The sequence below is a fragment of the Rhodopirellula sp. SH410 genome (assembly GCF_055811895.1).
On the sequence record NZ_CM147949.1, the window covers coordinates 5,134,011 to 5,150,832 of the forward strand.

13 protein-coding genes are annotated in these 16,822 nt (G+C 57.5%); 6 read left to right on the forward strand and 7 right to left on the reverse strand.

The annotated features are described in order from the left end of the window. Positions 1-136 precede the first annotated feature (136 nt). The 4 genes from ltrA to SH410x_RS18745 form a co-directional block, all read right to left on the reverse strand. Positions 137-1,621 carry a group II intron reverse transcriptase/maturase gene (gene ltrA / locus SH410x_RS18730; RefSeq protein WP_473668609.1) on the reverse strand — a complete coding sequence of 495 codons (1,485 nt, stop codon included), beginning with the start codon at positions 1,619-1,621 and terminating at the stop codon, positions 137-139. A gap of 447 nt (positions 1,622-2,068) precedes the next feature. Continuing rightward, positions 2,069-2,560: a hypothetical protein gene (locus SH410x_RS18735; RefSeq protein WP_473669800.1), complete on the reverse strand. Its 492-nt coding sequence runs from the start codon at positions 2,558-2,560 to the stop codon at positions 2,069-2,071. Positions 2,561-2,689: 129 nt separating this feature from the next. Continuing rightward, complete coding sequence (locus SH410x_RS18740; RefSeq protein WP_473669802.1) at positions 2,690-3,118, reverse strand: DUF4279 domain-containing protein; 429 nt, start codon at positions 3,116-3,118, stop codon at positions 2,690-2,692. 134 nt (positions 3,119-3,252) lie between these two features. Further along, complete coding sequence (locus SH410x_RS18745; RefSeq protein ID WP_473669804.1) at positions 3,253-3,744, reverse strand: hypothetical protein; 492 nt, start codon at positions 3,742-3,744, stop codon at positions 3,253-3,255. Positions 3,745-3,933: 189 nt separating this feature from the next. On the opposite strand from SH410x_RS18745, the gene SH410x_RS18750 reads away from it, so the two are divergent. Both SH410x_RS18750 and SH410x_RS18755 read left to right on the forward strand, forming a co-directional pair. Beyond that, entirely contained in the window at positions 3,934-4,365 is a 432-nt protein-coding gene (locus SH410x_RS18750; RefSeq protein WP_473669806.1) for a hypothetical protein, read from the forward strand. 3 nt (positions 4,366-4,368) lie between these two features. Beyond that, entirely contained in the window at positions 4,369-4,617 is a 249-nt protein-coding gene (locus SH410x_RS18755) for a site-specific integrase (protein ID WP_473669808.1), read from the forward strand. Positions 4,618-5,721: 1,104 nt separating this feature from the next. Here SH410x_RS18755 and SH410x_RS18760 read toward each other — a convergent pair. After that, a complete protein-coding gene (locus SH410x_RS18760; protein ID WP_473669810.1) occupies positions 5,722-6,633 on the reverse strand; it encodes a lactate/malate dehydrogenase family protein in 912 nt (303 codons plus the stop codon). A gap of 155 nt (positions 6,634-6,788) precedes the next feature. Here SH410x_RS18760 and SH410x_RS18765 point away from each other — a divergent pair, with 155 nt between their 5' ends. Next, complete coding sequence (locus SH410x_RS18765; protein WP_473669812.1) at positions 6,789-7,994, forward strand: DUF6807 domain-containing protein; 1,206 nt, start codon at positions 6,789-6,791, stop codon at positions 7,992-7,994. Positions 7,995-8,333: 339 nt separating this feature from the next. On the opposite strand, the gene SH410x_RS18770 is transcribed toward SH410x_RS18765, so the two are convergent. Further along, a complete protein-coding gene (locus SH410x_RS18770) occupies positions 8,334-9,548 on the reverse strand; it encodes a RimK family alpha-L-glutamate ligase (protein WP_473669814.1) in 1,215 nt (404 codons plus the stop codon). 40 nt (positions 9,549-9,588) lie between these two features. Next, positions 9,589-11,016 (reverse strand): adenylosuccinate lyase, encoded by a 1,428-nt coding sequence (purB, locus tag SH410x_RS18775; protein ID WP_473669816.1) that lies wholly within the window; start codon positions 11,014-11,016, stop codon positions 9,589-9,591. A gap of 191 nt (positions 11,017-11,207) precedes the next feature. Between purB and SH410x_RS18780 the strand changes: the two genes are divergently transcribed. The 3 genes from SH410x_RS18780 to SH410x_RS18790 all read left to right on the forward strand — a co-directional run bounded on the left by SH410x_RS18780 (position 11,208) and on the right by SH410x_RS18790 (position 16,796). After that, positions 11,208-11,696, forward strand: coding sequence for a DinB family protein (locus tag SH410x_RS18780; RefSeq protein ID WP_473669818.1), 489 nt, complete (start codon positions 11,208-11,210; stop codon positions 11,694-11,696). Positions 11,697-12,126: 430 nt separating this feature from the next. Further along, a complete protein-coding gene (locus tag SH410x_RS18785; protein ID WP_473669820.1) occupies positions 12,127-15,255 on the forward strand; it encodes a DUF1553 domain-containing protein in 3,129 nt (1,042 codons plus the stop codon). Then, positions 15,252-16,796, forward strand: coding sequence for a DUF1501 domain-containing protein (locus tag SH410x_RS18790; RefSeq protein WP_473669822.1), 1,545 nt, complete (start codon positions 15,252-15,254; stop codon positions 16,794-16,796). The genes SH410x_RS18785 and SH410x_RS18790 overlap by 4 nt, the downstream gene beginning before the upstream one ends. Positions 16,797-16,822 lie beyond the last annotated feature (26 nt).

Below are 16,822 nucleotides of genomic sequence, written 5' to 3' on the forward strand. Positions count from 1 at the left end.
GTTTAGGTTATGCTTTGTGTTCACTGTTTGCCACTGGTTTCCCGTTGTGGTGTCACAATATTTCAACCTTGCCTCATTGACCCTCGGCCCCTCGCAGATCCGGACGTGCCGCGTTACAGCATCCGGCTCCCAGATGTCACTTGTCCCTCGCACTCAGCAACTCACGGTTCATCGCGATCAGGTCCTTCAATTTGGTCGGGCCCGCCAAGGGATGAAGTTCCGTGAAGCGATTGAAATCGTCCCAGTTCACATAGCTCTTCTGACTCCGACGGCTCAAGTGACGCTTCGCCATCCGACGAACCTTGCTACGGTAAGCCATCAGCATCGGCCAATTGTCATTGATGCCGTAGTACTGATAGTGACCGCGAAGTTTCATGTTAAGCGTTTGCCACATCTCGCCGACCGGTGTCGAGAGCTGATGATGAAACCACAGACGCATCTCCATCAACTTCACACGAAGTTTCTTTCCTGACGTTCTCCGCTTCAGTTTGAACTTTCCTGCACGCGACAGGCCACAGTAATGAGTGAATCCGAGGAAGTCGAACGTGCTCGGCGCGCCTTCGCCACGTCGCTGGTGATCGCGACTCGCAAAACGTCCGAACCGGATCAACTTGGTTTTCTCCTCGGCGACTGACAACGAGTAACGGCCCAGTCGCTTAGGCAACACCGCTTGGTATCTCATCGCATCGGTTTCGAGCTCAAAACAACACACAAAATCATCAGCGAAGCGAATGATTTCCGCTTCTCCTCTGAGTCGCGGTTTGACTTCACGCTCGAACCACTCATCCAACACATAATGTAAATACACATTGGCGAGCAGCGGTGAGAGACTGGCTCCTTGCGGAACGCCGTCTTCGGTGGCCTGCAACCGGCCTTCGATCATCACCCCTGCTTTCAGAAAACATACGATCAGCCGCAGCAACTTCGGATCGCTAATGCGTCGTCGCAGTAGCTCTTCGAGGTGCTGGTGTGACACGTTATCAAAGAATCCCTTGATGTCAGCATCACTGATCCAGTTTACTTTCCGCGTGGCGATGAATCCTCCCAGCGTCGACAATGCCTCGTGACAAGATTTGCCTGGACGGTAACCATACGAAGTATCGTAAAAATCCACTTCGTAGATTTGTTCCAGGATCATCACGACTGCGCGTTGGACAAGTTTGTCCTCCACGCAAGCGATACCGAGCGGTCGCGTTTTCCCATTCCCCTTGGGGATGTTCTTTCGCAAGCTCGGCTGCGGGCGATACGAGCCTCGATGGAGTCGCGTCAGTAGACCGCGAAGGTTCGCTTCGAGATCTGCTTCGTACTCTTCCACCGTGACGTTATCGACACCAGGTACTTTGCCTCGTTTGAGTCGGCGAAAGGCATACCACAACAGCTCATGAGTGAGCAGCGAAAAGAGGTTGTTAAAAACCCCTTCGTGGTCAGCCTTCGCTCTCTGAGAGATGCGATCCAGCCGAGTTAGCACCGAGTCTCCGTCACTGAGTACGGTCGGTGCCCGGTCTGGACCGCGTGTCATCCCGATCCGCTTCCCTGCTCCGATATTACTCGGCATGCCGCGTCCCGATTGGCATTCGGGCCGCTGCGGTACTACTGGATCGTCCGATTCCCTGAAAGTCATTTGTCTTCGTTGCTTATTCCACTTCTAGGACATACTCGATCGATCGAGATCGGCAGTCGCGAATCGATCAAGAACCTCAGGGCCTCACTGGTTGCCTGATTGACATGGTGTGTAGCGCGAGCGGGGCGCCGACTCCGGATCTCCACTCACAGCTTGCCGGTAGCGCTGTGAGCAATGTTGCCTTAAGGCATGCACAAACCTTGGGCAGATTCAACAGTTACAAAATTTCGGAGCTAATCCCGTTCACGGTCACAGGGCTACCTGCGATCCATTCACCCTCACTACCTTTCTGTGTACGCTTCAACCAACGACTTCGGCGGTGACGCCTTATACGTTGGCTGCAACACTCGATACCGGGCGTGTGGCTAGCACTTACCCGGACGGGATTCACACCCGCTTGTCAATCAGACCTTGCCAGTCCGCACGTGCATCCGATGGTTCGCCGCTTTAGTCTGGCGGAGGATGATTCGTTGCGTCCACTCGGACATTTGGGAGCAGTTCCCGTAGTTTAGCAAGTCGTTCTGCGTCGATGTCAGTGTAGTCGAGATGCAGGTGACGAAGATTTGGGAGTTCAGCCAATGGAGCGAAGTCAAGTTTGTCGTCAATCTCGATAATAATGGCAAGTTGTCGAAGTCCCCGCAAATCTGTGATGGGAGACAGGTCCTCCACTTCCATGTTGTCAAGAATCACGGTGTCCACTGTATCAAAGAAGTCGATGCCGAGGGCGTCGATGAGCCATTCAGGGGCAGGGCGTGACGCGTTGTGGTCCCATTGATCAGTTTGAGCGTCGTATTTGTACGAGAAGCTCACGTGGCCGTTTTGAGAGGCTACCCACTCGCGTCCCCGTTTCTGAACAATTGCACGCCGAATCGGAAGAGCCATGAGCACTGCCATCACAGCCGTCGCGATCAAAAGTGTTCGTAACGAAAAGCGTTTCATAGACGAGGGAGGCTTGGGGCATCTGTCGGCGAACGGTGGACATCACGGGGGACGGAGAGTTGACGATCCATTCGGAAAACGCTGCAAGCCGTCCTCCCGTGCATGTCATTGTTCCCCGCAGATATAGGTTCAGGTGTCCACAGGTGTATTGTCAGGACCATAGTAGTCTAGCCGTAGCCCAAGACCAGCGGTAGCAAGATTTGAGAGCAACGACCGCGGCAATTCAAAGTCACAACCGCGATCGGCAAACAGTCCGATGAATATTTCGGCGTTGCCACCAGTGTCAGCGATATTCGCAAGAAATGCATGTGAGCATTCAAGACGTTCAAGAATGGATCGAAGAAAGTGGGTCACATCAGCATTAGCTGGAGATTCAAGTTGTACGCTCCAATGTGTCCGATCATAAAAACCTGAGCGTGGCGTTCCGTTCGGTGTCCGTCGTTGCTCACCAACACGACAGACGCGATCAGGATTGATGGGCATTCCGCGAGACATTGAGTCCGCATCAATTGTCGGATGATCGATGTGCAGGGATGCGACGTAACGATAGTCGTTCAAGCCTGACGTTACACGAGTCAATGGAGGAGTTTCCTGGAGCTAAGTGTCGTCAGTCGGGGAACGTCAGACATCACGGGGGACGGAGAGTGAATTATCCATTGCGAGAAACGCCGCAAGCCGTCCTCCCATGCATGTCATTGTTCTGTCTCTGTTTTGGAGAATCGCTCGAGTCGCCCCCAACGTTCTTCCGCGTCGTAGGCATCGACCGGAAAGCCCGGGTCAGTCGCAACAGCCTGCCAAAAGTCAAAGTAATTCAATGGAGTGTGTAACACGAAATCGTCAGGTAAGTACTCGTCTCTTGGGTACATCTCATCATGGAAGATAAAGCACATCAACGTCGAATTGAGATCGATCGCGATTGGATCGCCGTTTAAGCCTCCACCAATCGTAATGTATCGTCGATTAAACCACGGAGAATAAAGGTCGTCGGTATTGAGGTCTTGAAGCTCATTTGCCGGCACGATGCAGTGGTTCTCAATTTCTAGCCAATCGCTGTACGAGATCTGAGTAAGCGATTGCACTATCGACGCAGGGAGACCGAGGCTGGTAAGGAAAGCAACGACGGCATCGTCGACGCCAACTATCTTTGCATTCGGATGTCTCGCTCGTAGAAGGTCGGCAATCATGGCGGTCAAGGACTAATGGCAGAACAATAGTTTCAACCCTTGTCAGTAGGGTCGTATTCGGGAATTTTGCCAATACGACCTGAGTGAGTTGGGGTGTTTGACCAATATCCCGCAGGCCGCTGTGGTGGTAGTTGATGATAGTCTTCTCGGGACGCAAAAGCAACCTCGCTAACTCGAAGGATCATTCTGATGACACTTTTGAAATTTGAGATCGCGGTGGCGTCTGCCGATGGCGTGGGGGAGAGCGACCGGGTTTGGTTCCCGAAGTGGCTGCGGCGGTGTGCGATGACGTTCCCCCAGGGCCTGGTAAACGAGTTGGCTGTCAATCGCGAAACGACGCTGCAATTTTCCCGCATGTTGTTGGAGGCGGGGGCTCCGGCTTGGCAGCGTTGGCAGGCGGTGAGGTCTCTGGAGTGTTATCGCGACTTGGTGCTGGGACGCTCCGAGCCAGATTTGTCGAGCATCCTTGCGAAACTCGCGCAATTGGGCAAGCCAGAACGCAACCTCGCCTTGGAGGTACCGCCGACCGAGGAGGAATTGGCAATTATCCGTGGCAAGATGGATCCTGCCGAGCCCGTGCTGGTTCAGACGATGCGGGGCGACATGCGTGTGCTGCACTAGTCGATGGCGACGGAGAAAGCATACGTGCGGTGGGTCAAGCGATTCATGGGACACGTGGGGTCCATGGAACTGGCGCTGTTCAACGAACGGGATATCGAGTCGTTTTTGACCAAGCTGGCGGTCACTGGGCAGGTGGCAGCGAGCACGCAGACGCAGGCGCAATCATCGCTGCTGATTCTTTACGAGTGCATCCTGGGCAAGCGGGTACGAACATCCGTGAGATCCTGCATTTACTTGGACACAACGATGTGAAGACGACGGAAATTTACACGCACCCCCGTAGTCGTGCATGATGTCGTCAAAGGTAACTTCGTCGATCCGGCAATCATTCGCATCGCCGTGTCCATAGATCAGAAAAGCACCGGCGCTGCTCTGAGAGTCTGCGATGAAGCAAGCATTCTCATTGTATTGGTAACAGTCTTCGAATTTCTCGAGGACGCTATACCCGACAATCGCTTCTGATTCCTGGCGTTTCATCTCTTTTCCTGTCTTCGTCGAGGCGACCTGTTAAACCAGCTGGTTTTGGAAGCCTCACTGCCGGATGCACCTTCGGTTCGGTCGGTGACACTGCCGGAGTTATCACCGATTTAAGAGGACAGCAGATCACCGATCGCTCCAGCGGCAATGATTATGAGGGAGGCGAGCCCGCAGGTCAAGCTTTTTGCGGAACGTGTTGACGGTCGCAACTGTCATGTTAAGAAATTTGCCCATATATGCCATCAACACTTACGACGAGATGATGATCCCCTTTTGTGCTTGAAATCGCCCACCTCGGCGACGAGGTAACCGTTGGTCCGGCTCGTCGATCGGTCCACGCCGACGTGGTCGTCCGCGATCGATTCGAAATGGGCCGACAGTCAGCTCGGCGTGGCGGGAACGGTCGTTTTAAGTCCAGTGTTTTTGGGCATCAGGAGACGTCCTTTTTTGACGCAGAGGCGGGGAGGCGCAGGGACGCAGGGACGCAGGGACGCAGGGACGCAGGGAAACCAACGCAGAGACATGGGCATTCGCCATTGACATCAACGACTTTCACTCTCGCATGATCAACCTCGTTGGGGCTTTCTAACCGGGGCCCACGCTTGCCGCATATTCGGGGTCGTCTGGTAGCGAATTTGGTACGGAAGGAAGAACCAAGCGTTGGTGACCGTGATGATTGCGTCATTTTCATCGCGCGTGACTGATTAGTAGAGCACTGCCTCCGGATCAACGATCCGTATAACCGACCTTTTTTCACCAAGGATCGCCCCCGCCCCCGAACGAACGGCTCTCGGCGTTCACGGGAACCACCGCTGGTCGGTCATCACGACGCACTGATCGTCGTGGAAGTGGCGAAACCTTTTCGGCATACACAAAACTCTAGAATTCGCCCATCATGCCGATGGCCTCACGCACCTTGGCGGCGCAGTGTCGAAACGCGTCGGCTTCCTCCTCCGAGAGTGGTGGGTGCAGGATGCGGGTGATCCCGCTGCGGCCGATGACGGCAGGCAGTGACAGACAGACGTCGTTCACACCGAGAAAGCCATCAACTAGAACACTGACCGGCATCGTGTGCCGCAGGTCATAGACGATGGAATCGACGATTGACATGGTCGCCAGTGCGATGCCGTAGTTCGTGTAGCCTTTGCGGCTGTAGACCTCGTAGCCGACATTGACGGTTTCACGAAACAGCCGCCGTGTCGTTTCGCTCGGGAGAAACCTCTCGCCGCCTGTCATCGCTACGGAATGTGCAGCGAACTGATCGTCGCCGTGTTCCCCCAGAATGTACGCACGAATATCGTCGGCATGGATCTGCAGTTCTTTTGAGAGCAACGCTCGATAGCGGATACTGTCCACCAGCGTCCCCGTGCCGATGACCCGCTCGGGTGGGAAACCGGTGATTTGGATCGCCGCGTACGTCATCACGTCGACGGGATTGCTGACCATGATCAGGACCGCGTTGGGGCTGGATTCTGCCAGGGCGGGCAACCACTGCTCGAGCAGTGGCCGGTTCCCCACCGCGAGGTCCGAGCGTTTCCAGTCAGCACGCGTCGGTGAAACGGAGGCGGTAAAGACGATCACATCACTGCCGGCGGCGTCCTCGATCGTGCCGGCCTGGATGGTCATGTTGCTATTGCGCATGGCGCTGGCGTGGGTTAGATCCATCGCATCGCCCTCCGCCTTCTCGATCGAGCGGTTGAGCAACCAGAGCTCGCTAACGATCGGTTCCATCGTCGCGGCAAACGCGATCGCGGACCCCACTCGGCCCGTCCCGACAATCGTTAATTTCATCTTCGTTCTCCTCAAACCAGAATATGATGAATTGGCCAACCAGGCAGTTGCGGGCGCTCGCATCCCCACCCATACACACCCTAGGATGACGGGCTGCTAGGATAACAGCCTAGGCAATGATATCTGCTACCACGAATCCCCGAGATGAAAGAACGATGAAAACAGTGCTCCATTCGTACCCACGCAATCCGATCGCATTCGGACTGGCTGCCTGCCTGTGTATCGCCACCGGGCCCGCGCCGCTGAACGCCCAGCAGACCGTCCAGGTTGAGATCGAGTCAGAGGTCACCACCTCCAGTTCCGCCAGCAGCTCGGCTGGCCCCACCGGAACGACTGGGACGGCCAGTGGCTTTCGAATCGAATCGAGCCATGATGCGGCCGCGGGCGATATCTGGCGTTTCATGGAAGGCGATCGGATCCTGGCGACCTATCACGCGGATCTAGAGGGCACGCCAGGCTTCTACCCCCTGCTCTCACCAGCGGGCCTCCCACTGACTCGTAACTATCCGATGACGCCGTCTGGGGCCGCAAAACGAAATGCGGCAACCGCGGCTGGGTTTGAAAGGCACGATCACCCCCACCACCGCTCGATGTGGTTCGATCACGGAGACGTCAATGGAGTCGATTTCTGGGCGACTCTACCAGAAGGAAAAATCGGTCAAGTTGTGCAACGATCCGCCGGCAGCAACGCTTTCGAGTCCTCCGAAGTCCGCAATGGCGTGGCCAAAACCGTTGCATTTTGCGATCTGATCACGACGAATGACTGGATGACACCGGATGGCAAACGCATGCTCAGCGACGAACGTCAATTTCGTGTTCACGAACATCTTGGCGACACCGTGATGGATGTCACCATCAAACTCATCGCCAGCGACGGGGATGTCACGTTCGGCGACACCAAAGAGGGATCACTCGGCGTGCGGATGGCGGGGACAGTCAAAGTCGATGCGAAACTCGGTGGTGAAATCCACAACGCGGAAGGCCTGACTGACAACGACACTTGGGCCAAGGTTTCGAACTGGGTCGATTACAGCGGCCCCATTGCGCCGCCGGAGCTGGCCGAGAGTGACGCGAAAGTGACCGCCCAGGACGCTGCTTCGTGGCCACGGGCTGGCATCACGATGATGTACCATCCAGGCAATGAATTACCCGAATGTTATTGGCACGTGCGGAGCTATGGCTTGTTCGCCGCGAACCCCTTCGGCCGGCACCACTTCGGCGCCCCGGCCTATGACGGCGTGAAAATTGAAGACGGCGAAACGCTGACACTCTCCTTCCGCCTGGTGCTGCACGACGGCGAGTTTGACGTGGAGAAAACACGGCAGCACTTTGAGGCGTATTCGGCAACGAGCATCGAGTAGGCAATTTGCGCCGTGGATCTTGCGAAAGATCCGCCCCGTGCGGTTCTTTCAGCACATCCGCTCGATTCTTTCCACTTCATCGCGTGGGCATCGGCCCCACGCGAGGTTCGCGAAACGCGGCCCGCGCCCGCGGTGAAACGAGTCACGCCCCAAAATTCCCCCAGACGTGCTGTGCGACAGCGAGACAATAAAACGCGTCGAATCCCATGCAGCGACCATTGCCAGACGGTGGAATCCACGTGCTGGCGAACCTAGCGACTCGGGGTTATTCATACGCGGTCGCTTCACACGCTCAGCGGCCCTTGATCGGACGACTCGCTGCGACTGGCGTTCAGGGAATCAGTTGTTCGAAATTTCTTGCTGGATCTGCTGTGCGGAGGCCGGCAGAGTCTTGATCTTGGGTCGACGCTGCTTCCGAACTTTTGCGGGCACCATGCCACGCATCGACTCGAGTTTTCCGAAGCACAATAGGCGATCGTTCGGTTCGAGCGTTCGCTTGAGTCGCGGATTCGGGATCACGGTCGTGCCTCGATACAGCGTCAATACGTTGATATCTTGTTCCGCCAGCCCCGATTCATCGATCGTTTTGCCGACAAATTCCGAGCCATCACGAATATGGATTTCGGTGACGCCGTATCCGCTGCTGACGGTCAAACGCTGCCGCACGTCCACCTCAGGAAAGTCAACCTGAGCGATCATGTAGTCGATGATGGCACCGGCGATATCAAGGTTAGTACACGTCTCAATGCCCTCGAGTCCCGGGGACGAGTTGACCTCCATAACCTGGGGTCCGTCTTTGCCTTCGAGCATATCAACGCCAGCAACCCGCAGCCCCATGATTTGAGCGGCGCGAACCGCGGTCTCCGCGTAAGAGGGGTCGAGGTCGACCGACTCGGTTTGGCCGCCGCGATGCACGTTACTGCGAAACTCCGTGCCGACCGCCACCCGCCGCATCGCTGCAACGACACGGTCGCCGACAACGAACGCACGGATATCCCGCCCCTTGCTCTCGGACACAAACCGTTGGACGAGCACGTTCTGGCGGGTGCTATGAAGTGTTTCAATGATCGCCTCGGCAACCTTGACCGACTCGGCCAAAATCACACCCACGCCCTGGGTCCCCTCGAGCAACTTAATGATCACCGGTGCCCCACCCACACGTTCGATCGCAGGCAAAATATCCTTGCGATCGCGGACGAACGTCGTTTGTGGAATCCCGATCTGGTGACGGCTGAGGATCTGCAAACTGCGCAGTTTGTCCCGCGAGTTACTGATCCCCGCAGACGAACTAGCGCTAAACGTATCCATCTGCTCGAACTGGCGCACCACCGCGGTGCCGAAATACGTAATTGAGGCGCCGATCCGCGGAAGGATCGCGTCGTAATCACTCAGGTGCTTGCTGCGATAGTAAAGATCGGGTTCACCCTGTTCCAAGTCGATCGCGAACTTCAGGGTATTGAGCACCTTGGCGGTCGCTCCCCGATGCCGTGCAGCTTCTAACAATCGCCGAGTCGAGTAGCACTTGGGGCTGCACGAGAGAATGGCTAACTTCATGTCTTTACTCTGGGGTGTGTGAATGGGCGACTCCTTCATCTTACAGAATGTCGCCGGGGCGATAGGTTGCTAACCCGGGATTCTTTGCGACCAGTTTCTCGATTCGGGCATTCACCTTATTGATCTGCGCGACCGCATTGCCAATGAACTCCACCGGGGCCCCTATTGCTGCGTTGAGCTCCTCACAACTGAAGGGCAGGCGATCGTCCGCTGCGAGGCGCTGAAGCAGATCGTTGTCATCACGTCCGGTTTCCCGCATTGCCAATGCCGCCGCCACGGCATGTTCCTTGATCGCTTCGTGGGCGGTCTCGCGTCCAACCCCCGCCTTCACGGCCGCGACCAAGATTTTCGTCGTTGCTAAGAACGGCAGGTAGCGGCGGAGTTCGCGTTCGATGACTGCGGGGTAAACCCCATAGTCACTCACGACGGTCAGGAATGTTTCCATCTGCCCATCGATCGCCAAGAAGGCATCGGGGACAGCCACTCGCCGGACCACACTGCAACTGACATCCCCTTCGTTCCACTGGTCGCCGATCAAGCCGCCGACCATCGACAGGTACCCTCGCAGCAAAACGCAAAAGCCATCGATCCGCTCAGCCGAGCGAGCATTCATTTTATGTGGCATCGCCGACGAACCGACCTGGCCCGGCCGAAAACCTTCCGTGGCGAGCTCGGCACCGGCCATCAGCCGCAATGTACGGGCAAAGTTCGCGGGTGCCGAGGAAAGCTGCGTCAGTGCGGAGACAACATCGAAATCGAGTGAGCGTGCATAGACTTGCCCGACGCTATCGAGCACGGAGGTAAAACCGAGCCGCTCGGCAATGCGATCGTCGAGTTGATCGAGTTTGCCAGCATCATTCTGGAACAGATCGAGCATGTCCTGTTGCGTACCGACGGGCCCCTTGATGCCACGCAGCGGATAGCGGGCGATCAATTCATCCACCCGTTGGTAGGCGGCCAACATCTCCTCGGCCGTGTTAGCAAACCGCTTGCCCACCGTCGTGACTTGGGCCGGCACATTGTGACTACGACCGGCGATCGCAAGCTCGGCGTACTGTGCCGCGCGATCAGCAAGCATGGCCAGCGAAGTGACGATACGGTCGCGGACGAGCAGTAGTGCGGAGCGGATCTGCAGCTGCTCGACGTTCTCGGTCAGATCCCGGCTCGTCATGCCTTTGTGGATATGCTCGTGACCGGCCAGATCATTGAACTCCTCGATCCTCGCCTTGACGTCGTGGCGGGTGACGCGTTCGCGATCGTCGATCGACTGCAAATTGACCTGCTCGATCACGCTGCGATAGTCCTCGATCACCCCATCTGGAATGGGCACGCCCAGGTCAGCCTGTGCTTCCATGACCGCGATCCAGAGCCGTCGTTCTTGGACGACCTTGGATTCGGGCGACCAAATCGCCACCATCGCCTCGCTGGCGTATCGGGATGCAAGGACATTGGGGAGTGATTGGGGCACGGAAATCTCCGAGAAAAGGTCAATAGGAACACACGCGTGGGGCGTGATCATAGTCGGTCAGGGCGGTTGTCCAAGGGTAGCGGGATGCGAGATTTCAGCGTTGCGGAATGACGTCGAAACGGTGAAACGATTCCAACGTTTCGCAATTGATTTTTTTGCCCTGAATTCGATTGACCTGGAGAAAGAGAGCGATGAGCCTTGCCGAACAAATGATCCCTGAATTCGACGCCGAAATGGCGAGAACCCGCAAAGTGCTCGCAGAAATCCCGACCGACAAAATGGGCTGGCAAGCCGCCGTGGGCTTGCACACGATCGCCTGGAACGCCAATCACCTCGTCGACATCGTCGGGTGGACGCCCAAAATCATCGATGAACCCGATTTTGACATCGCGCCGCCCGATGAGCCTGCCGCACAAGTCTCCAATGAGTCCGACCCGCTCGTGCTCCTGAAGTGGTTTGACGAAAATGTGAAATCCGCACGCGAATCCCTTGCGAGCTGCTCCGACGAGGTCATGGCGGAGATGTGGTCGCTGAAATCAGGTGGGCAGGCGCTGTTCACGATTCCCAAGAGCGAATGTCTGCGTACCTGGGTGTTTAGCCACTCCGTCCACCATCGCGGCATACTGTCGGTGTACCTACGAATGTGCGGCGTCGATCTCACGCCCGCCTACGACGGCTAAGGAACGAGCGGGAAATTACTGTCTGAAATGGTGGTCGAACGCTCCGCAGTCGACCATTCCGACCGCGGAGCGTTCGGCCACATATTTTCCGCTCGTTCCTAAACGGTATCGCAGGGACCCCCTGTTTTGCCGAGATTCACGGGCCCATCCGAAATCGCGGCGACGCGAGCCCGAAGGGGGGGGACTGGCCGGACAATGTGCTGGCCGGACAATGGGCGGGCCCGAGCGTGGATGTTGGCGTCGATTGCGGCGCTCCGCCGCCCGGCATCGGTCACCAGGAATCATCTTGGGGAATCGCCGCCCGACGACGTTCCGCTAGCATTTGGGGGCAAATCGGCTATCATAAAGGCGTCCCACCTCGCGCTCAGGCGGATGCAATCGTCCCCGCTCATCTGCGCTCGCCGCCGCCTCCCACCTCCGAGTCCAACGCATGTTGCCGATTGATTCGCGGTACCTGATGCTCGCCGTGCTGTTGCTCCCCTGCACGGGCGTGGCAAATGAGCCCGCCGCCGAAGCCCACGCCGCGGGCGACAGGGTCGATTTCTCACGCGACATTCGCCCCCTGTTGTCGGACCACTGTTTCGCGTGCCACGGCCCCGACGAAAACAAACGGGAATCGGGGGTTCGGCTCGATACGGCCGAGGGTGCCTTGGCGGTGATTGACCTGGAAGATTGGGAAGCCAGCGTGCTGCTGGAGCGAATCACCGAGGGGGACGCCGACATGCTGATGCCGCCTCCTGAATTCCACAAACCGCTCAGCGAGGACGCGATTTCGTTACTAACGCGTTGGGTTCAGCAGGGTGCCGAGTTCCAGGGCCACTGGTCATTCATCGCCCCCACTCGCAGCGAGCCCCCCCCCCCGGACGGCAGTATAGAAAACGATCCGATCGATCGTTGGATCAACGCCGCACTGGCAGAAAAATCACTCACCCCACGCGGCCCCGCCGATCGCACCACGCTCGCTCGCCGTGTCGCGTTCGATCTGACCGGCCTGCCACCGACCTGGTCTCAGGTGCAACGCTTTGTCCACGACACCGATCCCAACGCGTATGAAAAATATGTCGACGAGCTATTGGCCTCGCCACATTACGGCGAGCACATGTCGCGTTACTGGCTCGATCTGGTGCGGTACGGGGACACCCATGGTTTGCACCTGGATAATTATCGCGAAATGTGGCCCTACCGTGACTGGGTCATTTCCGCATTCAATGAAAACAAGCCGATGGATGTTTTCATTACCGAGCAGCTTGCCGGCGATCTACTCCCGGATGCCGATCTCGACCAACAAATCGCGTCGGGATTCAACCGCCTCAACGTCACCACCAACGAAGGCGGGTCGATCTACGACGAAGTCTTTGCCCGAAATGTGATCGATCGGACGGATGCATTTGGGACGGTTTTCCTCGGGCTGACGACAGGATGTGCGGTCTGCCACGACCATAAGTTCGATCCCATCTCGCAGCGAGAATTCTTTTCCTTGTCGGCGTTCTTCAATTCGCTCGACGGGAAGGCTCTCGATGGCAACGCCAAAAATCATCCGCCCGTCGTCCGGGTCGCGAGCGATGAACAGCAACAGCGGCTCGATGAAATCGCTGCCGAAATCATCGCCATCGACGAGCAACAGGCTGGCCTATTGCCGGAAGTCGACGCCGCTCAGCATGCTTGGGAAGAGGGCTTGGCGGACCACGCCAATGCGAAGTCCGCGGTGCTCACGCCGCGCACCGCGCAGTCCCAATCAAACACCGAAACGAGCATCGTTGACGACACGGTCGTTCACGTCAGTGGCAAAATTGCGGCCAAGGAAATGATTGAGATTGAGTGCGAGCTTCCGCCCGGGCAGTGGCGAATGCTGCAACTCGGGGCACTCACTGATGAACAGCACACCCGCGTGGGCGCATCGTCCAATGGCAACGCCGTGCTCAGCGAAATTGTGCTGCATACGCGGCAGGGCGATCAATCGGAGTGGAAACCGCTGACGATCACGTCCGCCTTGGCCAGTCGCCAACAAACCGACGGTGACGGTTTTGCGGTGGAGATGGCGATCGATGGTTCGATTGATGCTGATCGCGGTTGGGCTGTTGCCGGTCACCAAGGTGAGGGATCGCGAACGGCTTGGTTTGAACTGCAATCGCAGTTGGATTCTTCGGAAGAGACCCCAACCCAGCTTCGTGTCCAGCTCCACTATCAATCGAAGTTCGCCGCCCACATGCTTCGTGATGTGCAGTTGACCGTGTTCGACGCCACCGAAGCCCGGTTGGGGCAAGCCTTTGCGGCTGGAGAAGTTGATTTACCAAAACCTCTCAAAACCGCGTTGGCGGCGATTGCCAAGGGAGACCCACTCGTCAACGATGCCGATTCCAAACCGGCTGCCGATGCGGTACGAGATTTCTACCGGAGCAAGTTTTGTGATACGCCGCAGTGGTTGGCGATCCAGGACATGCGGACGGGTTTGGTGAAAATGCAAAGCGACCTGCAAAACAAGCTTCCGACCACACTCGTTTGGAAAGAGACCGCAGAGCCACGCGTAGCCCACATCCTGTTACGAGGCCAATACGACGACCCCGGCGAGGCCGTCGAGCGTGGCACGCCCGCCTTCTTGCCCCCGCTACCCAACAATCATTCCAGCGATGAGGTGACCAGCCGGCTCACTCTGGCTGAGTGGTTGACCGCTGACGATCACCCGCTGACCGCCCGCGTTGCCGTCAATCGATTTTGGCAGCATCTCTTCGGTACGGGATTGGTCAAGACGAGTGAAGATTTCGGTAGCCAAGGGACCCCGCCGTCGCATCCCGAGCTACTGGACATGCTCGCGATCGACTTTCGCGAGAGTGGATGGGATATCAAGGCGATGATGAAGCGGCTCGTCATGACGGAGGCCTACCAGCGTGATGCCAAGACCAGTGAAGCGATGTTGGCGATCGATCCCAACAATCGCTTGCTCGCTCGCGGCCCTCGGTTCCGCCTCGATGCCGAAATGCTGCGTGACCAAATGCTGGCCGTATCCGGACTGCTCGTCGATCGGCAAGGTGGTCCGAGTGTCAAACCACCCCAGCCAGCGGGTTTGTGGGCAGCGGTCGGCTACACCGATTCCGACACGGCCACGTTTGTGGCCGATGAAGGCGACAAAATCTATCGGCGTAGCATCTACACGTTTTGGAAGCGCACGAGCGCGCCGGCTGTGATGACAACGTTCGATGCCCCCAGCCGCGAGTCATGCACGGCCCGGCGAGAGCGCACCAACACGCCGCTGCAGGCACTGTTGATGCTTAACGAGCCTCAGACCATGGAAGCTTCACGCCGTCTGGCCGATCAGATGATGGAAGCCGACACAAAGAACCCGCGACCGTCGCTCAAAGAATTTTTTGAACGGGTCGTGTTGCGTTCACCGACAGACGTTGAACTCGATTCCATCGCCAACCTGCTGGCCGATTTAACCGTTCTCTATCGCGAGCATCCCGATCAAGCGACGGAACTGGTCGGTTCCGATGATGCGAGCTTGGCCGCTTGGACCGTGCTCGCCAGTACCCTGCTCAATCTCGACGAGGTAGTTTCCAAATGAGTCGCTCAACAAATCAACACGCAACCGATCTGCTCCATGCATCGGAAGCGCAGACGCGTCTGTCGCAGTTGACCCGTCGCTCGCTATTCTCAAAATCCTGTGCGGGACTCGGAATGGCGGCCCTGGCATCACTCGAAGGCGCACCGGGCGCCGGTGCAGCGGAACCTTCGTCGCTCGCCGCGACTGCCAACGCGTCTCACTTGCCGGAGTCAAAACCGGGCGGACTGCCTGGCCTGCCGCACCATCCGCCCGCAGCCAAGCGTGCCATCTACTTGTTCATGTCGGGTGCTCCCAGCCAGATGGATATGTGGGATCACAAGCCCGCCATGGCTGACTGGTTCGACAAAGATCTGCCTGAGTCGATCCGCCAAGGCCAGCGTTTGACGACGATGACCAGCGGCCAGTCACGTTTCCCGATCGCACCGAGCATCTACAAGTTTTCTCCATACGGCCAAAACGGCACGATGGCGAGCGAACTGATCCCGCACATGGCCGGAAAAGTCGACGAGATCTCATTGGTCAAATCGATGTATACCGAGGCGATCAATCATGATCCAGCCATCACCTACATCTGTACCGGCAATCAGTTGCCGGGCAAGGCATCACTGGGCTCGTGGCTCAGCTACGGCCTCGGCACCGAGAACGCCGACCTGCCCGCCTTCGTGGTCATGACCGCGTCGTGGACCGGACGCAAACAAGCCCAAGCGTTGTACAACCGCTTGTGGGGCAGTGGCTATTTGCCGAGTCGCTATCAAGGCGTGGCACTGCGCAGCAGCGGTGATCCGGTGTTATACCTGACCAATCCCGACGGCATTGACTCCCGCGTCCGCCGACGCATGCTCGACACGCTCGCCGAACTCAATGGGGAAACACTCCGCCGGATCGGAGATCCAGAAACGGACGCTCGCATCGCCCAGTACGAGATGGCGTTCCGGATGCAGACCAGCGTCCCGGATCTGACGGACCTGAGTGATGAACCGCAGCACGTGCTCGATCTATACGGCCCCGATGTGCTGACGCCCGGCACGTATGCAAACTGCTGCCTAATGGCCCGGCGACTAGCCGAACGCGGTGTCCGCTTCACCCAGATATTCCATCGGGGTTGGGATCAACATGGATCGCTCCCCAAAGACCTGCCGAATCAATGTCGCGATACCGACCAACCCTCCGCTGGCTTGCTCACCGATTTGAATCAACGCGGACTACTCGACGACACGCTCGTGGTGTGGGGTGGTGAATTCGGACGTACGATTTACTGTCAGGGCGCGCTCACGGCGACAAATTACGGACGCGACCACCACCCGAAATGCTTCTCCGTTTGGATGGCGGGAGCCGGTGTTCGCGGCGGTCTTGTCCACGGCGAAACCGATGAGTTCAGCTACAATATCGTTCGCGACGGCGTCCACATCCGCGATCTCAACGCCACGATTCTCGAGCGCATGGGCATCGACCACGAACGGTTGACGTATCCCTTCCAAGGTCTTGATCAAAAACTAACCGGTGTTGAGCAAGCCCGCGTTGTACGAGAACTGTTGACTTAAGCACCCGTGCACACGCGGTCTCGCAA